General features: G+C 37.6%; 23 protein-coding genes and 1 pseudogene. 6 read left to right on the forward strand and 18 right to left on the reverse strand.

All coding sequences use genetic code 11. The annotated features are described in order from the left end of the window. Positions 1–78: 78 nt before the first annotated feature. The 5 genes and pseudogenes from HWX15_RS00710 to HWX15_RS00730 all read right to left on the reverse strand — a co-directional run. A pseudogene (locus HWX15_RS00710) lies at positions 79–195 on the reverse strand (IS5/IS1182 family transposase); the annotation flags it as partial. Positions 196–389: 194 nt separating this feature from the next. Further along, entirely contained in the window at positions 390–1,019 is a 630-nt protein-coding gene (locus HWX15_RS00715) for a DUF6037 family protein (RefSeq protein WP_175879963.1), read from the reverse strand. A gap of 393 nt (positions 1,020–1,412) precedes the next feature. Continuing rightward, complete coding sequence (locus tag HWX15_RS00720) at positions 1,413–3,104, reverse strand: N-6 DNA methylase family protein (RefSeq protein WP_175879964.1); 1,692 nt, start codon at positions 3,102–3,104, stop codon at positions 1,413–1,415. A gap of 56 nt (positions 3,105–3,160) precedes the next feature. After that, complete coding sequence (locus tag HWX15_RS00725) at positions 3,161–3,712, reverse strand: hypothetical protein (RefSeq protein WP_175879965.1); 552 nt, start codon at positions 3,710–3,712, stop codon at positions 3,161–3,163. Continuing rightward, positions 3,713–4,732 (reverse strand): hypothetical protein, encoded by a 1,020-nt coding sequence (locus HWX15_RS00730; protein ID WP_175879966.1) that lies wholly within the window; start codon positions 4,730–4,732, stop codon positions 3,713–3,715. It lies immediately after the preceding gene. A gap of 529 nt (positions 4,733–5,261) precedes the next feature. Here HWX15_RS00730 and HWX15_RS00735 point away from each other — a divergent pair. Genes HWX15_RS00735 through HWX15_RS00750 form a run of 4 tightly spaced genes read left to right on the forward strand, consistent with a single transcriptional unit; the run spans position 5,262 to position 6,506 of the window. Next, positions 5,262–5,507 (forward strand): hypothetical protein, encoded by a 246-nt coding sequence (locus HWX15_RS00735; RefSeq protein WP_001813542.1) that lies wholly within the window; start codon positions 5,262–5,264, stop codon positions 5,505–5,507. Next, positions 5,504–5,839: a DinB/UmuC family translesion DNA polymerase gene (locus tag HWX15_RS00740; protein ID WP_000806926.1), complete on the forward strand. Its 336-nt coding sequence runs from the start codon at positions 5,504–5,506 to the stop codon at positions 5,837–5,839. The genes HWX15_RS00735 and HWX15_RS00740 overlap by 4 nt, the downstream gene beginning before the upstream one ends. Positions 5,840–5,851: 12 nt before the next feature. Beyond that, complete coding sequence (locus HWX15_RS00745) at positions 5,852–6,220, forward strand: hypothetical protein (protein WP_000567222.1); 369 nt, start codon at positions 5,852–5,854, stop codon at positions 6,218–6,220. Continuing rightward, complete coding sequence (locus HWX15_RS00750) at positions 6,207–6,506, forward strand: DUF5960 family protein (protein WP_001072467.1); 300 nt, start codon at positions 6,207–6,209, stop codon at positions 6,504–6,506. The genes HWX15_RS00745 and HWX15_RS00750 overlap by 14 nt, the downstream gene beginning before the upstream one ends. A gap of 117 nt (positions 6,507–6,623) precedes the next feature. Here HWX15_RS00750 and msr(D) read toward each other — a convergent pair whose 3' ends face one another. The 13 genes from msr(D) to HWX15_RS00815 form a co-directional block, all read right to left on the reverse strand. Continuing rightward, entirely contained in the window at positions 6,624–8,087 is a 1,464-nt protein-coding gene (gene msr(D) / locus HWX15_RS00755; protein ID WP_000420315.1) for an ABC-F type ribosomal protection protein Msr(D), read from the reverse strand. 119 nt (positions 8,088–8,206) lie between these two features. Further along, the gene (gene mef(A), locus HWX15_RS00760) at positions 8,207–9,424 is read right to left on the reverse strand and encodes a macrolide efflux MFS transporter Mef(A) (protein ID WP_000417519.1); all 1,218 of its coding nucleotides are present in this window, start codon (positions 9,422–9,424) and stop codon (positions 8,207–8,209) included. Positions 9,425–9,809: 385 nt separating this feature from the next. Continuing rightward, positions 9,810–9,980, reverse strand: a complete 171-nt coding sequence (locus HWX15_RS00765) for a hypothetical protein (RefSeq protein ID WP_000873143.1) — start codon at positions 9,978–9,980, stop codon at positions 9,810–9,812. Positions 9,981–10,483: 503 nt separating this feature from the next. Then, the gene (gene rlmD / locus HWX15_RS00770; protein WP_175879967.1) at positions 10,484–11,854 is read right to left on the reverse strand and encodes a 23S rRNA (uracil(1939)-C(5))-methyltransferase RlmD; all 1,371 of its coding nucleotides are present in this window, start codon (positions 11,852–11,854) and stop codon (positions 10,484–10,486) included. 73 nt (positions 11,855–11,927) lie between these two features. After that, positions 11,928–12,902: a DUF1002 domain-containing protein gene (locus HWX15_RS00775; protein ID WP_175879968.1), complete on the reverse strand. Its 975-nt coding sequence runs from the start codon at positions 12,900–12,902 to the stop codon at positions 11,928–11,930. 73 nt (positions 12,903–12,975) lie between these two features. Beyond that, positions 12,976–13,590, reverse strand: a complete 615-nt coding sequence (pmp23, locus tag HWX15_RS00780; RefSeq protein ID WP_175879969.1) for a cell wall hydrolase Pmp23 — start codon at positions 13,588–13,590, stop codon at positions 12,976–12,978. Next, positions 13,590–14,564, reverse strand: a complete 975-nt coding sequence (locus tag HWX15_RS00785) for a nucleoid-associated protein (protein ID WP_175879970.1) — start codon at positions 14,562–14,564, stop codon at positions 13,590–13,592. Before HWX15_RS00785 ends, pmp23 begins: the two co-directional genes overlap by 1 nt. 7 nt (positions 14,565–14,571) lie before the next feature. Then, the gene (gene glyA / locus HWX15_RS00790) at positions 14,572–15,828 is read right to left on the reverse strand and encodes a serine hydroxymethyltransferase (protein WP_050115388.1); all 1,257 of its coding nucleotides are present in this window, start codon (positions 15,826–15,828) and stop codon (positions 14,572–14,574) included. A gap of 61 nt (positions 15,829–15,889) precedes the next feature. Further along, positions 15,890–16,321 carry a GNAT family N-acetyltransferase gene (locus HWX15_RS00795; protein ID WP_050115386.1) on the reverse strand — a complete coding sequence of 144 codons (432 nt, stop codon included), beginning with the start codon at positions 16,319–16,321 and terminating at the stop codon, positions 15,890–15,892. Between the two features lies 1 nt (position 16,322). Beyond that, positions 16,323–16,925, reverse strand: coding sequence for an L-threonylcarbamoyladenylate synthase (locus HWX15_RS00800; RefSeq protein WP_050115383.1), 603 nt, complete (start codon positions 16,923–16,925; stop codon positions 16,323–16,325). Beyond that, complete coding sequence (prmC, locus tag HWX15_RS00805) at positions 16,909–17,745, reverse strand: peptide chain release factor N(5)-glutamine methyltransferase (RefSeq protein ID WP_175879971.1); 837 nt, start codon at positions 17,743–17,745, stop codon at positions 16,909–16,911. The genes HWX15_RS00800 and prmC overlap by 17 nt, the downstream gene beginning before the upstream one ends. Further along, positions 17,745–18,824 (reverse strand): peptide chain release factor 1, encoded by a 1,080-nt coding sequence (gene prfA / locus HWX15_RS00810; RefSeq protein ID WP_001028807.1) that lies wholly within the window; start codon positions 18,822–18,824, stop codon positions 17,745–17,747. The genes prmC and prfA overlap by 1 nt, the downstream gene beginning before the upstream one ends. Then, positions 18,821–19,411: a thymidine kinase gene (locus HWX15_RS00815; RefSeq protein ID WP_175879972.1), complete on the reverse strand. Its 591-nt coding sequence runs from the start codon at positions 19,409–19,411 to the stop codon at positions 18,821–18,823. Before HWX15_RS00815 ends, prfA begins: the two co-directional genes overlap by 4 nt. Positions 19,412–19,534: 123 nt before the next feature. On the opposite strand from HWX15_RS00815, the gene HWX15_RS00820 reads away from it, so the two are divergent. Together HWX15_RS00820 and mnmE are read left to right on the forward strand one after the other, a co-directional pair. After that, entirely contained in the window at positions 19,535–19,717 is a 183-nt protein-coding gene (locus HWX15_RS00820) for a 4-oxalocrotonate tautomerase (RefSeq protein WP_001117401.1), read from the forward strand. 137 nt (positions 19,718–19,854) lie between these two features. Then, on the forward strand, positions 19,855–21,228 hold the full coding sequence (gene mnmE, locus HWX15_RS00825; RefSeq protein ID WP_175879973.1) for a tRNA uridine-5-carboxymethylaminomethyl(34) synthesis GTPase MnmE: 1,374 nt from the start codon (positions 19,855–19,857) through the stop codon (positions 21,226–21,228). Positions 21,229–21,242: the final 14 nt, after the last annotated feature.

Raw genomic sequence — 21,242 nt, forward strand, 5'->3', positions numbered from 1 at the left:
ATTGCTATTATACCATTTTTTCAGAAAGAAAAAAACTCTTACCTTACAATCCTTCGAATTTTACTGTTTTTACAGAATTAAGGCAGAATTTGAAATCGTAAAACCATTTTGAATAAGAGTTGCTTCACCCCATTGACTCCGATGGATTAAGTTTCTTTCGTGAATGCCAAAATCAGCCGCAATTTGTTCAGATGTGTCTGCGGAACTCAAAAGGTTTGGATAACCTTTTGAGGATTAACTGCGTTTCTTCAACAAGCTTACACATTCGACATGAAACGAGTGAACGCCAAGTATGCCAAGTAGTTGCATTCGTATTTGGGAACATATCCACATACTTTTTAACGATAGCATAATGTTATCGTTAAAAGGTTTAATCCATATATAACAAATCAGTGTCTAGCAGCAACTTGCTTTATTATTTCCTCATCAGTTCTTTCATCTTCTAATTTATCAGAAAAGAAGAAACTAAGATTTTTATCCTCTTTATATTTTTCATACAAACTTCTTCTTAGAGTATACGCCTTATTACTATTCGCCTTTGATCTGGTATTCTTTTTTCCATCAATCTCTCCATTTCTTCTTACATCATAACAGTATATTGCATTAGGATTGTTTCCCTCACATCTTGAACCTTGGAGCTGTTTAATTAAACCTTGCTTTTCCTCATACTTTTTATCTGGTATAAATTTTGAAAAAATTTCAGAGAAATCTACAAATAAATTTCTATTTGCACTACCTCTATTTATATTAAAAAAATTCGCAAATTCATCTAAAGAATTGAAGTAAACCTCGTAAAAATTCGCATACGCCTGTATAGATTCATTAATATTATTAGCCCTAATGAATTCTAATTTTACCTTAGCATATTCAGATGGCTTTCTTTCTGTATCACTATATAACTTTAATATTACAACATAATCCTCATTTTTGTAATTGAATGAAAAGCTATCAATAATCCATTCTTTTTCCTCCATACTACTTAACAACTTAGGTAGATTTTTAAATCTAATTTCAGCCATATAATCACCTCATATTATTTTTTATATTCTTTCCATCTTTATTCTATTATCTACTGCTTCCTGTACATCTTTTTGGTATAGCCAGTACAATGCATTATCGCGACAAATAGGAATGTATATAACTAAATGTTCCAAATACCTTCTTGACCTTAGGTCACTCTAAATTTATCAAACTTCTTTCTGCTTAATCTTATTATACCATATTCACTACACTTCATAAATCACAATAGAGTCTGCGACAAAAGTCTACCCTTAAATATAAAAAGCGAACAAAACGAGTTATCTGACACTCAGAATTCTGTTTTGTTCGCTTTTTTCTAATCTATCGATTTTAAAAATTTATAATAAAGAATTACTAAAATCAAAATCTTTTTGTCCTAGCCTCTTATATAGTTAATATCCAACTATCATTTCTTTATCCAATCCAAATAACCTATAAACTATCTTATCAATTTCTTCTTGATTATTTTTCCCCTTATAAATAATTTCATCAACCAAATTGGTTAATTCATTATTAGTTTTAGGATCAATTTTTGGGAATGGTAATTCTGAAAGATTCCCTTTAAGAACTTTTAATTCTCCAAAAAGCTTTTCGTACAAAAATTGATATAAACTTGAGTTTAGAAAAGCTAATACTGTCTTAGTCGACATTCCGGGAATATTCGGTATCAAAATATTTGCACTATTTAAGAATAGACTAGAGGAGTCATCATACGCAAACATCAGTTTATTTGATACAAATTTATAAACTAGCTTTTCTTTAGCTCTGTATATTTCATCTTTAGCCACTTGCTGGAAAGAAGCTCTATCATAGTAGATATAATGTTTAGCTTCTCTGAGTTTAAATTTATCAATTTCCTTTCCAGTGTAAATTTTCTCTAGATTAGGACCATCAATAGACTTTAATTTTTCCTTATTGTTTCCTGTAACAATCCCCAATGCCCATTGGCTACTTGATAATGAGTATACTGATTTCATTAAAACTTTTTCAATGATTTGCTCTTCCTGTGGTTTCAATAATGAAAACACCTTATTCTCTGTATGTCCAAAAGCAGTGTATCCAACATAAAATTCTTCATTTTTATTACGAACTTTTATTTTATTAGTCTTAACACCCTTAGTAAATTTCATACTAATAAAATTAGTTACAACTCCCGTAAACGAAGAACTATATTGATGTATTTCATTTAAATCCTGATTTGATATTATAAACTCACGAATCACTTTGTGCGATTTAACATTGAGAATAGACTCTGGAAACAGAAAATTGGTTTTTCCTCCTTTTTTCAATAGATTGTATGATTTTACAAAAAAATGTACAAAAGATTCTTTTGAATCAATCAAATTAGAAACTATTTTTTTCTTACTACCCCAAGGAGGATTTGTTGCAATAAAATCAAATCTGTCATTTGAGCTAAAGAATTCATCATCTTGTAAAAAATCTCCACATAGAATATTTGGTACAAAGTCGACATCTTTATAAGAAAGGACTAAGTTCACTTTTGCAATAAAGGCTGCAATTGGATCCTTTTCAATACCAAATAAATTTGAAGGATTATTTGTGCGTACGCCCATCAAAAATGCACCACTCCCACAGCAAGGGTCTAGAAAATTTGTTCCCTCTGTTAAATCAAATTCGTACAACATATCATTTACAATTTGTCTTGGTGTATAATAAGAACCATTCTTATTTTTATCTCCCTCAGTTAATAAACTTTGGTATAATGCTCCAAGAAAATCATCTGTACGATTGAATCGAGGAATTATCTCGCTAATCGGCATTAAGTCAATATTATTTTCTCTTTGAAAATCCAATAATATCTCTTGAACTGAGGGCCTCTCATATATCCCCTCTATTTGTAGCAGACTCACCGCAATATTGTAGATAACCTCAGTTACAGTACCTGTATAGGTTTCACTTATTTTTTCAATAAGGTTAATCTTATCAGTATCTTGTAGGTACTCAACTGGTATTATTTTTTTTAATGACTTTTGCTTATTAGCACGACTCTTTAATTTACCATCTGTATTTACTGATAGTCTATCCCAATTTCGCCGTGTCGCATCTGAAATTATATTTTCCATTTTCCTCCTTTCAATTGTCATTATATTACCTCAAGTTAATTTTATTATCAAGTATTTTAGTTATTACCTAATACGATAAATAATTCATAAAGTTCTTCATAACTAACCCATCGATATAACTGATTATCAAGGTGATACTGGATTGTTTTATTATTTAAATGAAACTGCCCCTCACCTTCATTACCACGGTGTTGCTTGTTGGAATAATTAGGCAGTGAAAATACATCCTGACTATCTACCTTAAAAATTGCAATTCTATCTTGAAAGAATAATCCATAATAGAGAACATCAAATTCGGCAGTTTTTACTTGCTGAATATTACAATCAAATTTTGAAGCATAAATATCATTGCTATCCATCATTCTGTGGTCAACAGTAGAATCGAGGATCTGTTGAATAACATTTTGTTCAGTAATCGTTGATTCATTTTTCTTCATCACAGTTGAAAACTTCACTTCAATACGATTCATTTCAGAATCTGTTAAGTCATACGCTAAAGTTCCAGACATTTCCACACTGACGAGTGCTTTTATCATGTACTCTGCAACTGTTCCAAATCGTCTTGTACGTAAAGAAAAGATTCCCTCTTTGAATTCTTGAATATTCATTTATATTTCTCCTAACTTATTTAATTCACCTTTTAATGAGTTATACAATCTCTCTATATCACTACTAGGATTTAATTGTTCGATTGTATTTTTTAATCTATCAAGTTCAGTAGATTTCACACCAATCCCACTTGATTTAGAATAATATTTGACAAATCTCAGTAGGATTTCTTTCTTTCTAGTTAATGATTGCTCTCTAAATTTAGTTAATTCAGCAAACAAATAATCTAGCTTGTATTCACCTAGCTCCTTATATTGATCATACTTGGCAGAAAAATCCCTAATTTTCTCTATATGACTATCGAATCTTTTTGTTAATTTACCTTTTGGGAAAAGAAACTTATGAATAGAATTAGTATTGAAATCCTTACAGTTTATATCATCAATAAGAAATTCTTCTATTTCGTTGATTATCTTATTTTTAGTATTCTGAAATAAATCAAATAAGTCCTCGTATGAATACTCTTTATTAAAAAATTCATTATGAATTTCTATGTTTGATTGTTTTATGTGAAATTGCCCCTCACCATCGTTCCCACTGTGTTGTTTATCAGAACCTGAAAATTTAGGATCAGTAATTTTCTGTAGATATTTTACGTCTGAAATACTATAGATTTTTATTTTATCCTCAAAAAACAAACCATAGAATAGCGTATGAAAAAATTTAGGTTTCACTTGTTGAATATTACAATCAAAATTTTTTTCGTTGCTACTTTTTAGTATTCTGTCTATATTCGATTTTGAATTCAAAATAACATCAAAAGCTGAAAGTTCACTAATTACTGGTTCTGATTCTAATACCCTAGAAAACTTGACCTCGATATTTCCGAACTCCTCGCTATATAAATCAAAATTTTTTTTATTTTCACCTACTTTAGTTTTAGACGCATCAGAAGGTTTATCCTTAGAAAAAACGCAACCAAAAATTTGCTTTATCATTATCTCAGCAATAAAACCAAAACGTCTTGTATTGAGTGCGAAAATCCCATTTTTAAAATTTGTTAAATCAGATTGAGTCATTTTTAGCTCCAAAATTTTTCTAAGATAATTATATCATATTTCGAGACTCTAAAATAGTGGAGTGCTTTCATTCCCTCATCCCCCTTATCTATGGAAACAGCTCCGTCCCCCAAGGGTTTTTGGAAATAAATTACCTCTTATCAAGCAATCACATCAAGAAGTACAATTGAGGATCTTACTCAAATACTTCCCCACTAAACAAGAAAAGGCCTTACCTACAAGGCTTTTCATAATTCCTTTCGTTACAAGGTTTCTAGGCTTTTACCAGCAAAGCTACAACCTCCACATGTGCTGAGAGCTTTCTTCTATACTAATAGACGAAAGGGTGTGAAAATGATTTTTAAATGATACTGTGGAACGGAACAGTAGCCCTAGTATTGACTACTGTCGTTTCTATTCATATTGGCTATTCTAGGACTGAGATGAAAAAATCTATAAATGCTCAGAATAAAATTGAACCCGCAAATCTCCCCAAAACAATGGTGAGTCATGTACTTGTATTATTCCGAAAAAATACACCTCTGGTGCAGTGAGACAAATTGGTGTATCTTATAGTGGCTTCGTAGATGAAAGCTATACTCTACTATCACTCTTTGATGATGTAGAACAAATTGAAAAAGATAATAGACTTCAGACAGCTATTGATGTTGTCAGAGAACAGTTTGGTTTTTTAGCCATACAAAAAGGAACCGTCCTAACTGAAGGTTCCAGAAATATTGAACGCAGTAAACTTATCGGTGGTCATTCCGCGGGTGGATTGGAGGGATTAAAATGAAACAAGAAAAAAATACAGTACAATTTTCAGAAATCCGTAGCAAAGGATGTAATGATATTGAAATGCTTGAAAGATTTTTACATGGAATCGTTGAAACAGCAACTTCAAAACTTCGTCAGAGAAAACTCAAAACAACTGAAATATCGATACGACTAGTACATGCTAAATCTGAAAACCGATTACCATTGGAATTTACATTTAGCATTAAGCCAACAAGCTCATCTGTGATAATCTATACTGAGGTAATCAATCGCTTTAAAGAATGTTACACAGGTGGGGGAATTCAAGGTTTTACGATTCAATTTGATAAAAATACCCTTGCCTCTGCATAGAAAGGATTTGATATGATTGACCGTTCATATTTACCATTTCAATCAGCAAGAGAGTACCAGGATACAAAGATGCAAAAATGGATGGGCTTTTTCCTATCTGAACATGCATCAGCACTCTCTGATGATACAAACAAAGTAACGTACATGTCTGACTTATCACTAGAGAAGAAATTATTACTCCTCAGTCAAGTATACGCCGGGCAGCTACGCACACGCATTCAAGTGATTGAAAAAAACAAGCGTGTTTCCTACACTGGAACAATACCAAGTCTGACCAAAGATTTCATTTTGATAAAAACTACAACAGGTCACATCAATTTGAAATTAAAAGACATTATTAGTATTGAACTTGTCGAGGAGGTGCTCTATGAATCAGCTTGAGTTTCAGCGTAATCACCTACAAATGGACTATTATAGCGAGAGCTACCAAGATTTTGAACGTGACTTCTACCGCTACTCTAACATGAATATTCCATTGACCTTCCTAACTGATGATATCCTAAAAACAATGGCGACTTCACGTAAGAATTACTTTGTCCTCAATAAGGAAAAGTCCAGAGATAACCGCGATCACTTCTTCATATTTGAAGTAAGTACCGTAGATGAGAATCCGCTAATCTATCATTATACATATAAGAAAACTACAATATATTTAGCAGAAAAATAGGAGCAGTTCAATTGACTGTTCCTATTTTTAATATTCATAAAATCTAAAGTCTTTATACTCTTTAACAATGGAGTCGCCAACCAGAACAGACTATACTGACCAGCGACTACCTTAAATTTAATGTTTCAGATTTATTTTCTTATCTCTAATTTCATAAACTACATCTGCTACATTTTCGAGTAATCGTTTATCGTGGGTGATAAACACGATAGTTCCGGTGTACTCCTTCATTAGTATTTCCAAAGCCTCTAAACTTGGTATGTCAAGGAAGTTACTGGGTTCATCCATTATTAGGATGTTATATCTACCCATGAGCATTTTAGCAAGCAACAATTTTATAATTTCTCCACCGCTTAAAACAGATAAACTTTTTCCAATATCGTTCTGTTTGAACCCCATAGATGCTAGCACTGAACGAATTTCTGATATATTGTAGTCACAATCCTTCTGCATAAACTCCATAACATTCTGATTACTGTTGTACTTGTAACCATTCTGTGCAAAGTAACCTATTTTTGCCTTAGGCGAAATAGAAATTCCTTCTTCATGGTTTAAGATCATTTGGATTAAAGTTGTTTTTCCGATTCCATTACCACCAGTTAACGCCACTTTTGCTCCTAACGGAATTTGAAAAGATGCATTTTCAAACAGAGCCTTATCCCCAAATACTTTATTAATTTCTGCACCGACTATAGGGTATGGATTATGGAGCTCCAATGCTTTACTTTGCCTGAAACGAATTCTGCGAATGCCTTCCGGAGCTTCTACTTTTCCTAAGGCCGCAATCCTGTGCTCTAGGGTTTTAGCAGCATTATACATCTTTTTTTCCTTACTTCCTATTGATTTTTGATGAGCTAAACGCCCTCCGTCTTCAGTACTTTTTTTCTTTGAAGAACCTTTTGCCTTCTGTTCTATTTTACGAGCCTGTTTTCGCTTTTTCTCCGCAGCCCTTTCCAATCGGGCACGTTCCGCAATAAATTGTTCGTATTCTGCAGCTTGGCTCTTACGTTCTTCCTCTTTCTGACGAAGATAATCAGAATAGTTTCCCCAATACTCAGTGATTTTGCCATCTTTCAGTTCCCATATTTTATCTACTATTTCATCAAGAAAATAGCGGTCATGGCTAATAACTAACAGTGCACCTGTAAAATATTTTAGCTGTCCTATTAGAAAATCAATTCCTTCACGGTCTAAATGGCTCGTAGGTTCATCCGCTAAAATACCATGAACCTGTGCCGATAAGGCCTGTGCTATTTTAAGCCTTGTTTCTTCACCACCGCTCATAGTCTGTATATTTAATTGCTCAACACCTAGCTTGCCTACAAGTGCAAAATCTTTTTCCTCCTGCAGAGTTACTTCGTCCAACTGGGGAATATAGGCAAGTTCACCCAGACGATTCATTTTACATCCTGGGGGAGTTAATTCTCCTAAAAGTACCCTGAGTAAAGTGCTTTTTCCAGCACCATTTGCTCCTACTAAACCAATACGGTCATAATCATATACTTCTAATTCATTTATATCTAAAACATCGCGTCCTTTGAATTCCACACGAATGTCTTTTGCTTTTAATATTAATTCCATAACATTTCCTCCTGTCTATAATCGCATGCTTTCATTTGCTTGTATGCAGGGAAAACCCTGCGATTTTAGCAGGAAGAGTTACATGAAAATAAGATACATAAATATTCCTCCAATATTGTTTATTTTAAATCTAATTTTCTAACCTCAGTTATCATTTGGCAAACTATAGCAATGCCAATAATTAAAATACCTGATAGTAAAAACCAATGATTTACACCGATTTTATCAGCAAAGAATCCAGAAAGAATTAACCCAATTGGCATAGCAAGTGACATGATACTTCCGATCAAAGAAAATACACGTCCTAAATATTCAGGCTTAATTTTCTCCTGAAAAAGAGCTGTTTGCACACCGCTATAAAATGGCACCGAAAGCCCCATTATTGCACAGCAAACTACGAATATTACAAATCCATTTGGAGGAAGTATTCCCGAAACGGCTAAACTGGTCCCCATTATAAAAAATGAACTTGTTATTAGTAATACATGCTTTTCGAAGCCCCCTAATCTTCCTAATAATAAGCCTCCTGCTAGCATCCCAAATGCAAAGGAAATTTCCGTAATAGAAATATGCACAGGCGTTCCATTAAAGTGTTCCATGCTTATTAAAGGAAATAGTGCATTGATTGGCATATAAACAAAAGTATATAGTGTTCCTAAGAGTAATAAGGCAAACAATCCTTTGTTTTGTCTCAGAACCACAACTCCTTCTTTCATCTCCCTTATGAAATTTGGTTCTAAACTTTGCACTTGATTACCCAGCTTAGGTATACGTACAATTGCTACCGTAATAGATGCAATCACAGCACCCAATACGTCGATGGCAATAATAGCATTTAAATCCCAAACGGAGTATAAGAGTGCTGCAACTGCCGGACTAACAATATAGCTTATAGACTGCAAAGACTGACTATAGCCTGCGCATTTCGTTAGCTGTTCTTCTGGTACTAAAAGTGGTGTAACCGCATTGAGTGCTGGGGTATGAAAAGCTGTTCCAATGCTACGGATAAACAATACTATCATAATCATCCAGACAGGTAGCTCCATACAGAATGCAACAATAGCAAGCACTGCACCAGCTGCTGCGATAATTAAATCGGCACCAATCATTATCTTCTTCCTATCATGACGATCCACTAGCACACCAATGGCAGGTCCCAAAATCGCATAGGGTAAAAAACCTACTAATGAAGCCATAGACAAGACCATCGCAGATCCTGTTTTTTCTGTAAGGTAAAAAATAATCGCCATTTGCAGGATGGCACTAGTGATTAATGATACTGCTTGCCCTGCCCATATTGCATAAAATTTTCGTTTCCAATTGTTGTATTTTTCCATTTATATTATCTCCTGCATATTATTTTGCTTGAATTTCTATTTTGAATAGCATTCTAGGCAATAAAAAATGCAGGCCAAACCCCACAATGTGGCTTTTGGTCTGCATACATACAATTTGGAAACATTCATATTAAAGACATAGTTAAATAAAGGTATAGTTAAATAACCAATATCCTCACCGTAACTAATGAATGCTCAATATCGTATAAATAAGCACAACAAAAAAGCCTATCATCGGGTATAGATTCTGCTTTTTTTATTGCCAGCTTATCTTAAACGCATTGAGGCTGTCATAGTTTCGGTTCCTCCTACATCTTTGTTTATATCAATTTATAGTATAACACAAAAAGATGATATGTTCAATATAAAAGTTATGGAATGAGACTCATACTTCCAATTCGATGCCAGATTTAAAGGATATGACGAAGTTTTCTTCATAGACTGTAACGCTCTGGATTATCTTCCTTAGTAGCAAGCGATTAGCTTTCACAAAATCTTCTGTTTGTAGTTTTAAAAATTCATCAGGATTTTCTAACTCAACCTCAAAATATTTCATTTTACATTCCCTCATTTCATTTATTGATAAATTGAGTTTGCAAAAAAGAGTGGACAATTTTTGTCTACTCTTAACCTTTAAAATAGTTTTTTTTAATCGATTTGAAGTTGCCTAAATTATTACTTATTCGGTAAAATGAAGTATTGCTTTCAACAGATTTCCTTCAACTACACTTCACTTGATTCAAACAAGGTGGGTACATTTCTATTCCCACAAACTCCTTATCTATGGTAACAACTCCGTACCCTCTAGGTTTTATGGAAATAGATTGACAGCCTATCAGGCTATCACATCAAGATACTCAACTTGTATTCTCACTCTGATACTTCTCATCCACAAAGAAAAAAGCCTTACATTCAAGGCTTTTCATTATAAATTTCGTTCCAAGGTTTTTACGCTTTTTCAAGCAACACTACACACTCAGCGGTTCGGACTTGCCTTATCATTTCGTCGGTTTCCCTCCTCATTCTACGAGTCCTATCCCATGGGCAGATCATCTACTTCTACTTCGCTGATGCCTCAGCTCGTACAAGCAGTGATACTGCCTCAACATGATGCGTTTGCGGAAAAAGATCCACCGGCTGGACTTTCTTCAATTCATATCCCAATTCTCGGTAGAGTTTGATATCACGCGCCATAGTCGCGACATTACATGAGATATAGGCAATGCGATCAGCTCCTGTTTGGCTACTTGCTTTGATAAAGCTTTCGGTCAAGCCCTTGCGTGGAGGATCAACCAAAATAACGGTTGGTTGAATCCCATCTTTAAGCCAATTTTTCATAGCATTTTCAGCTGTAGCACAGACATAGTGGGCGTTTGAAATATGGTTCAGTTGGGCATTCTTCTTGCTATTCTCAACCGCTTCTGGAATTACCTCAACACCATAAACTTCCTTGACGTGTTTCGCAACAGAGAGGCCAATCGTCCCGATACCAGAATAGGCATCAATGGCCACATCATCTGATTTTAATGCTGCAAAGTCAATGGCTGTTTGATAAAGTTTTTCAGCCATTTCAGTATTGACTTGGTAAAAAGCAGGTCCAGCGATTTGGTAGTCATTTCCCAACATCTGGTCAGTGATAGAGTCTTGTCCATAAAGTGTGCGCCATTCCTTACCAAGAATAGCATTAGTGTTTTGGTCATTGATATTTTGCATAACAGACACAATCTCTGGGAACTGTTTGATTAGTTGTTCAATCAATTGCTCCACACGGAAAATCTTCGGACGAGTGGTTACCAAAATAACCATAATTTGACCTGAATAGTGTCCGCGACGCACCACAAGGTTTCGAATCAAGCCAGCTTGTTCCTTTTCATCATAAGGTTTCAAATCATAACGACGAAGCAAATCGCGTAGGGCTACTACTACCTCATCAATCACAGGATCTTGAATAAAGAAATCTTCCAGTGGCATGAGGTCGTGGGAATTCTTACGGAAAAATCCTGTTTCCAAGATACCATTCACTCTACGAACAGGAACCTGCGCCTTATTGCGGTACTTGACTGGATTTTTCATACTCAAAGTTTCAGCAACCTCTACATCAGCAATCCCAGCAATCTTGTATAGACTATCCTTGACTTGCTTGGTTTTAAACTTAAGCTGTTCTGGATATGCAAGATGACCTAAATCAGCGATTCCTGAACGCAGGTAAGCCAAATCTAGATCTTGATTACGGTGTGGTGATTGGACAAGGTATTCTTCAACTTTCCCAAAACCAATCTTTTTATTGACCTTGAGGATACGCATGAGAATTTTTTCACTCGGTAAAGCATTTTCGACAAAAAATACCAAACCATCTACCTTGGCCACTCCTGCTCCTTCATGGGTCAAATCAACAATTTCAACTTCTACAATATCATTTTTCTTTAACATTCTCTTCTCTTTCTATTGGCCGACAAAAAAGACGGCAACGTTACGGTTACCATCTATTATACCATGAAATTTCTTAAGAACCAAAACTCTTGAAGAAGTTGACAATGGCTTGCCAGAGGGAGCTTAAAAAGTTCCCGCCGTCCTCTATCACCTTATCAGCATCAAAGTTAAGGTTGATATTTTTAAAACTGTCGCCAGCTTGTGAAACAATACTTTGTTTAAGGTCATTCAAGGTTTTAGTGAAGTCTGCATTGCTGAGGATATCACTTTTTGAGAGATTCAAAGCAAAATTGATGATGATATTGATCTGGTTTCCTGTTATCACCTGATCAAGTTTGTAATTTTTTAAGGTATCTTCAACGATTTTGCGGACATCTTCTTCTGTCAGATTTCCCTTGCTTTCTTTAGCTTTGGCGAGTGCTGACTTGATATCGGCTAGAGCAACGTTTAATTTATTAGCATCATAGCCTGACTTGTCCTTATTTTCAGCATTGATATCGGACAAAGCCTTTAGCTCTTCTTGAGCCAAGTCTTTATTGGCTTGTGGCACCTTGGCTCCATTAGCCTCTAGCGAATAATAAATCCCTGCTAGGGCGCTCTCACCTGTAACTGGGATAGGGGCTGCTACAGTGATTTTGGCGTGTTCTACTCCTAAAGTTACGGCTGCATTGCGGTACATATCCTGCGTCACCTTAGTAATGTTTTCTGGTGTTTCAATCTTTACCTCAAGTGGTGATTTGTCACCTAGTTTTTGAATCTTGGCTGATGAATACAACTGTAAGCTAGAGTCATTGGCCACATTCATAATCTTAGAATAGACATCAGGTGTCATGGTCTTGAGTTCTTTGGTGTCTGTGGAGGCATTGTAGCCTAGTTTTTTTAGGGTTTGATTTTTTTGGTCGTCAGATAGTGAAGAACCTAGGACATATTCAGGTTGGACATATGTTTCATCGATGACTTTTTGCACATCTGTTGCTGCACGGGCGCTATTCATAGCTGTTACTGCCCACAAGACCGCAGCACTGGTCAGAAAGAGTTTCTTTCTCATAGGGAATTCCCTCCTTTACCTTTTTAGAGTAATATATCTATCTTAAAGAAAACTTATAACAAAAACACCTGGATTAGCCAGATGTTGAAAAGAGAGTGAAACATTTGATGATGTAAAGGTTAAGATGAACCTGCCTAGAATAGTAATAGTTTCCTCCATTTACATAGAGTTCGGCACCGTGAAAAACGGAAATGGGGTGAATATAACTATAAGTCTTTCCAGTCGTATTACCCAGCAAGGGAGCAACAGTCTCACGAGAATACTGTTTAGCCAGTGCTAGGGTGTTTTCCTTACCATTTTGGACGATAAAATCGATATAGGCAGGTCCAAAATTATAGGCTTGAACAGCCGTCCAGACATCTACCCCCTTCTTCTGGGCCAGATAGAGATTATCTGTCAGAGTTTGAACGCCTTGCCGAATGCTAGAGGCGTTATCATTGATGGTATTGGTTGAACCACTTGCAGACTCACTAGACTGCATAACATCGCCTTCTTTTCCTTTTGTTTCGGTATAAATCATAGCGAGCACAAGCTCTTCGTTTGCTGGGGTGTCTTTTTCACTCAAGATTTCTCGCACCATAGGTTGATAGGTCATGACTTGCTTGACATCTTGGTGAACGCGGTAAGCTTTATAGCCAGCAAAAAGGAAGACTGCTAGTACAAGCACTCTTCGAATTCGTTTAAACATTATTTACTTTGGATATCCTCGATATTTTTGATTAAGATAGAGTAGGTTCCATTGTCGTTTTGGATAAACTCAACAGACTCGGCGTCTTGATAGACGTTATTGGGAACGATGAGCTCAATTCCATTTGACAAGGAAAGTTTTTGGTTTTCAAATTTCTTTAATTGGCGACTGGCATCAATTTCATCAAATTGAACTGGTTCTGGTACAGTTTCTTTAACTTGATCAATAAAGCTCAAACGAGCTGTCAGATTATTGTCGAAAAGGTCATTGGCCAATTTTTCAGGTGACAATTCATTGCTTTCTTCTAGGTTGTTGAAAATCGCTGATTTGACCTTGGATTGAAATTGAAAATCGTCTGTGTTAAAGGTTTCAGCAATTCTCTGGGCCGTTTTTTCCAGTTCTTTGATAGATTTCTTGGGTGAAATTTTAGGGGCGACAGCAAGAAGATTATCTGAAAAATAGTTTAAAAAAGTCCCATTGTACTTGATTCGTTTTTCAATCAGATGGTACTTGCGACTCTGAAGATTGACCACCAAGGCCTCATCAGCCCCTGTTCCAAATCCAGGCAAGTTATTCTGAGTCAGCTTGATTGGATTATCAACTTCTCCTCCGAGGTGAGTCAAGGTCTCACGCAGGGCAATTCTCAAGAAAGCGAAATGTTCCACACCTTCTTTAGAAAATTGCACAAAAATCAAGTCATTGGTCTTGAGATTTTCAGAAATGCTAAACTCCTCTTTCCAGAGATTAGCCAGTGTTACTGATGTCTCCAATAAATCGTCTGTGATGTGATTGAAGAAGGGATTTTCTTCCTCGAAAATCCCAGTCTTGGCTTCATCTGAATACACACGTTCAATTTTTTTACGCAGGTATTCTTCGATTTTTGGAGTAATATTGAGAAGCTTATCCGCTAAGAACAGCTCGGTATCATCTGGGCTGAACTGATGGATAATAGCTTTCTTAATATAAATGTCCATAAAAGTTTTAGTCCTCGTATAGTGGGAAGGCATCTGTCAATTCTTTGACTGCACTTCTCACTTCTTCTAAGACAGCTTCATTTTCTGCATTTTTAAGGGTTTTAATGATGAGCTCAGCCACTTTGCGACTTTCTTCTTCACCAAATCCACGTGCAGTAATGGCTGCTGCTCCGATACGAATACCACTTGTCTTGAATGGTGACAAGGTTTCGTAAGGAATTGAGTTTTTATTTAGGGTAATATTGACTTCATCCAGCAAGTTTTGGGCAACTTTTCCGTTTTCTACAACTTTAGTCACATCCACTAGGAAGAGGTGATTTTCAGTCCCGCCAGAAATAATACGGAAATCAGGGTCTTGCAAGAAGACATCTGCCATAGCCTTGCTGTTCTTGATAACATTAGCAGCATATTCCTTGAAAGCTGGATCTAAGACTTCTTTGAAGGAAACAGCTTTAGCCGCCACAACATGCTCCAAAGGGCCGCCCTGAATACCAGGGAAAATAGCTGAATTGATTTTCTTAGCTAAGTCTTCATCATTGGTCAAAATCAAACCACCACGAGGGCCACGAAGGGTTTTGTGGGTTGTGGTTGTTGTGATGTGAGCGTATGGCACTGGGCTAGGATGTAGACCAGCTGCAACCAAACCAGCGATATGAGCCATATCTACCATAAGTTTAGCCCCAACAGCGTCCGCAATTTCACGGAATTTTGAAAAGTCGATAATTTGAGAATAGGCTGAAGCACCTGCTACGATCAATTTTGGTTTGACTTCTTGGGCTTGTTTCAAGATAGCATCAAAATCCAAGAGTTCCGTTTCAGGATCTACACTATAAGAAACAAAGTTGTAGGTTTGACCAGAAAAGCTAACTGGAGCTCCGTGGGTCAAGTGTCCACCTGCTGCCAAATCCATCCCCATAACGGTATCACCTGGCTCAATTAAGGCCATGTAAGACGCACAGTTGGCTTGGCTTCCTGAGTGTGGTTGGACATTGGCAAATTTAGCGCCGAAAATTTCTTTTGCACGCTCAATAGCTAGAGATTCTACCACGTCTACCACATCCGTTCCACCATAATAACGGCGTCCTGGGTAACCTTCGGCGTATTTATTCGTCAAGATAGACCCTTGAGCTGCCATAACAGCCTTGGAAACTACGTTTTCCGAAGCAATCAACTCAATGTTGTTTTGTTGTCGTTCTTCTTCTTTGGCAATAGCATTCCATAGATCAGCATCATATGCTTTAAAATCATCTTTGTCAAAAATCATAGGTCTTCTCCTTTATTGTGTGACTAGTCCATTAGTTTAATTTTCTTATTAGAAAATCAAACTAAAAGATGCGAATAAACCGTTTCTGCATTTTATCACAAGTATAACCAACTTTTTCATAAAATGCATGAGCTCCCAGACGATGATCGGCAGAGTTTAAGCGGATAAACCCATAACTACGTCTTTTTGCTTCTTGCTCCAACCCTTGTAATAAGCTTTTACCAATACCTTGACCTTGCGCTTGAGGTGAAACTGCTAAGGCTAAAATATTAAATCCTGCTTTAGAATAAAGTGATTCATAGACCTCAGCGTGGACATATCCAAGAAAGGCATGACTAGCTGCATCCTCATAGCCAAGTAGGAAATGATGGGAATCCTGAGATAGTCTAGCTAGTTGACTAGCCGTGTCCTCTAGACTAAAAGAATAGCCCAAAGCCTCTTGGTTGATGTCACATATGGCTTTCACATCTGTTTCTTGTAAATCTCTTAGCATCTCATTCCTCCTCAAAAGAAATCTCTGGCAACTGAGCAAGAATATCTTCTCGCTTAATGGCCCCTTGGCGTAAGATTTTCACCTTGTCTCCAGACAAATCCATAATAGTCGAATCTTGTCCAGTTAGAAAAGCATCGTCTTCCAGTCCCAGGACCTCTTGATCAAAACCCTTCAGAATTTGTTCAAAGGTTACACCACTTGCCTGACCTGAGATATTGGCAGACGGTCCAATCAAGGGCCCCGTCTCTCTAATCAAATCAAGTGTGATAGGGTGACTGGGCATCCGAAATCCCACCGTTGCTAGACCAGAATTGACCCAATAAGGAACTCGGTCATTGGCTTCGAGAATAAGGGTCAAGGGACCTGGCAAAAAGGTCTCTACAAGTTTTTGTAGATAAGCTGGCTGATTCTTTGAAAAGTACAAGATGTCCTCGAGAGAATCGATATTGAGGTTGAGTGCCTTATCCCTAGGACGACGTTTGAGTTGGTAAACATGGTCAACTGCTTTTTCATCTAATGCCTTAGCAAAAAGACCATAAACAGTCTCTGTAGGTAGAACGACAGCTCTACCATTTTCCAACTCTTGTCTAATCCTGTCCATCATCAACCACAACCATCCTATCTTGACCAAATTGATCCTTAAGCGTTCTTACACGTTTTTCAGGAAGATGCTTCCTAAAAAGTTCAGGAACACTTTGACCTTGCTTGTATCCAATTTCAAGGTAAATCTTACCACCATCTTTGAGATAGTCTTTTGCATCTTCCACAATTCTACGGTAAATAGCTAGGCCATTTTCGTCTGCAAAGAGAGCTAGATGAGGCTCCGAATGCAAAACATTCAAGCCGACCTCTGACTCATCTTCACGAGAGATATAGGGTGGATTGGAAACAATTATATCATATTTTTCAGAAATTTCTGTAAAACAGTCAGATTTTTTTAAAAATATTTGAAGATTTTGATTTTTAGCATTTTCGTTAGCTAAATCTAAGGCATCTTGGGAAATATCTGCTGCCGTCACTGACCAGTCTGGTCTATTTTTTGCTAGAGCGAGAGCAATAGCTCCACTACCTGTTCCAATATCCAGAACTGAAAGATTCGTATCAGGATTTTCAGCCAGAATAAGCTCCACCAACTCCTCTGTCTCTGGACGAGGAATCAAAACCCGCTCATCCACTTTTAACTGCATTCCATAAAAATCTGCCTGTCCAATGATATACTGGGCCGGTTTATGAGCTGCTAACTGTTGGAAAATTCCTTTTACAAATACTTCTTCCTCTGTTGTCACCTCCTGCTGGAGGGCAAAAACAAAGTCTGTAAACGTGAGGTCTTTCAGACTACGATAGACAAAAGAGAGGCTTTCAGCTTCCTCTCCTTGTCTTATCAATTCTTCTTCAAAATCTGAAAATAATTGAGCTAATTTCATTATTTGTTTAATTCTTCTAATTTTTGTGTTTGGTCATAGAGCACCAAGGCATCCACAACTTCGTCCAATTTACCAGACAAGATGGTATCTAGTTTTTGGAGAGTTAAGCCGATACGGTGGTCTGTGACACGGTTTTGTGGGAAGTTATAAGTACGAATCCGTTCTGAACGGTCACCAGTACCGATTGTTGACTTACGCTCAGCGTCTTGTTCATCCTGAGCAATCTGAGCAAAGTGGTCAGCAACACGCGCACGGATGATTTTCATGGCTTTCTCACGGTTCTTCTGCTGGGTACGTTCTTCCTGCATTTCGACCTTGATATTGGTTGGCAAGTGAACGATACGAACGGCAGTCGCAACCTTATTGACGTTCTGTCCACCAGCACCAGAGGCGTGGTAGATGTCAACACGAAGGTCTTTTGGATCAATGTCGTATTCAACCTCTTCAACTTCAGGCATGACAAGAACTGTCGCTGTGGAAGTATGAACACGGCCTTGGCTTTCTGTCACAGGGACACGTTGCACACGATGGGCACCTGATTCGTACTTGAGTTTAGAGTAAACTGACTGACCAGAAACCATAGCAACCACTTCTTTAAAACCACCGACACCATTCATAGAGGCTTCCATGACTTCAAAGCGCCAACCTTGGGCTTCCGCATACTTTTGGTACATGGTTAGCAAATCACCAGCGAAAAGTGCAGCTTCGTCTCCACCTGCGGCTCCTCGGATTTCAAGGATGATGTTCTTGTCATCGTTTGGATCCTTTGGAAGGAGCAAAATTTTCAGTTTTTCTTCGTATTCTTCTTTTTCAGCCTTGGCATCTTTGAGCTCTTGCTTGGCCATTTCTTCCAAGTCAGCGTCTCCACCTGATTCTTTAATCATTTCCTCTGCGTCAACGATGTTTTGAAGGACTTGTTTGTACTCACGGTAGGCTGTCACCGTATCACGACTTGAAGCCTCTTCTTTTGAAAGCTCCATAAAACGTTTGGTGTCTGAAACGACATCCGGGTCACTGAGTAATTCACCTAGTTCTTCATAACGGTCTTCTACTGCTTGTAGTTGATCATAGATGTTCATTTTTCTTCATTCTCCTTATTGATTTCAGGGGCAAAATAATGTTTACGGCAAACCGAGATATAGTTTTCATTACCACCAATCTGAATCTGCTCACCATCGTAAACGGGCAGTCCATCCTGTGTTCGCAAAACCATAGTCGCCTTTTTCTTACAATACTGACAGATGGTCTTGATTTCATCAATCTTGTCTGCTAAGAGCAAGAGATATTTGGAACCTTCGAACAGTTCATTGCGAAAATCATTTTTCAAACCAAAAGTCATGACGGGTATATCTAACTCGTCCACAACACGAGCTAGGTCGTAAACATGATGACGTTTGAGAAACTGGGCTTCATCGACCAAAACACAGTAAGGCTTTTCTGGTAGGTCTCGGATATAGCCAAAGATATCCGTCGTCTCCTCAATTGCAAGAGCAGGGCGTTTCATACCGATTCGACTCGACACATAGCCAACACCGTCACGCGTATCCAGAGCCGAGGTCATAATCACAACACCTTTTCCTTGCTCCTCATAGTTATAGGCCACCTTGAGAATCTCAATCGTCTTACCGGAGTTCATGGTCCCATAACGATAATACAACTGTGCCATGTTTCTTGCTTCACGTCCATTTCTAAATTTTTGCTACATTCTAGTATATCATAATTTTCTGAAGCTTTAAACGGCAAAATGTGGTAAAATAGAAGAAATCAAAAACTAGTGGAGGAAGCTATTATGCCATTTGTACGCATCGATTTATTTGAAGGACGCACGCTCGAGCAAAAGAAAGCTCTTGCTAAGGAAGTAACGGAAGCGGTTGTTCGCAACACTGGAGCTCCTCAATCTGCTGTCCATGTCATCATCAACGACATGCCAGAAGGAACTTATTTCCCACAAGGGGAAATGCGCACCAAATAAGCTAGCTTAAGCAGAATTGCTTAGGCTTTTTCAATCTCCAAGTAGCATCCATTGAAGAAATAGTTCAAATTTGTTACAATTTGAAAAGAGACTTGGAAAAATTTCCAAGAAAAGAGCTATTTATTAAAGGAAACAATATGATTACACGTGAATTTGATACCATCGCTGCTATCTCTACTCCACTAGGTGAAGGGGCTATTGGTATTGTCCGCCTGAGCGGAACAGACAGTTTTGCTATTGCGCAAAAGATTTTTAAAGGAAAAGACTTGAGCAAGGTTGCTAGCCACACTCTCAACTACGGTCACATCGTTGATCCTCTGACTGGTAAAGTCATGGACGAGGTTATGGTTGGGGCTATGAAATCTCCAAAGACCTTCACTCGTGAGGATATTATCGAGATTAACACTCACGGCGGGATTGCCGTGACCAATGAAATTCTCCAACTAGCTATCCGTGAAGGAGCTCGGTTAGCAGAACCTGGTGAATTTACCAAACGTGCCTTTCTAAACGGTCGTGTGGATTTGACACAGGCCGAGGCGGTGATGGATATCATCCGTGCAAAAACTGACAAGGCCATGAATATTGCGATCAAACAACTAGATGGTTCCCTTTCTGATCTTATCAATAATACCCGCCAAGAAATCCTAAATACACTCGCCCAAGTTGAGGTTAATATCGACTATCCTGAGTATGACGATGTTGAGGAAGCCACTACTGCTGTTGTCCGAGAGAAGACTATGGAGTTTGAGCAATTGCTAACCAATCTCCTTAAGACAGCCCGCCGCGGTAAAATCCTCCGTGAAGGAATTTCCACTGCTATTATCGGACGCCCAAACGTTGGGAAATCTAGCCTCCTCAACAACCTCTTGCGTGAGGACAAGGCTATCGTTACAGATATTGCTGGTACTACTCGAGATGTCATTGAAGAATACGTCAACATCAACGGTGTCCCTCTCAAATTGATTGATACAGCCGGTATCCGTGAAACGGATGACATCGTGGAACAAATAGGTGTTGAGCGTTCGAAAAAAGCCCTCAAGGAAGCCGACTTGGTTCTACTGGTGCTAAATGCCAGTGAACCACTAATTGCCCAAGACCAACAACTTCTTGAGATTAGCCAAGATACAAACCGTATTATTCTTCTTAATAAAACCGACCTGCCAGAAGCTATTGAAGCTTCGGAACTACCTGAAGACGTTATTCGTATTTCAGTCCTTAAAAACCAAAACATCGATAAGATTGAAGAGAGAATTAACAACCTCTTCTTCGAAAATGCTGGTTTGGTTGAACAAGATGCTACCTACTTGTCAAATGCCCGTCACATTTCCTTGATTGAGAAGGCCGTTGAAAGCCTACAAGCTGTTAACCAAGGTCTGGAACTGGGGATGCCAGTTGATTTGCTTCAAGTTGACTTGACCCGTACTTGGGAAATCCTCGGAGAAATCACTGGAGATGCTGCTCCTGATGAACTCATTACCCAGCTCTTTAGCCAATTCTGTTTAGGAAAATAAGAAAAATCCATGAT

The sequence above is a fragment of the Streptococcus thalassemiae genome (assembly GCF_903645285.1).
Lineage (GTDB): Bacteria > Bacillota > Bacilli > Lactobacillales > Streptococcaceae > Streptococcus > Streptococcus thalassemiae.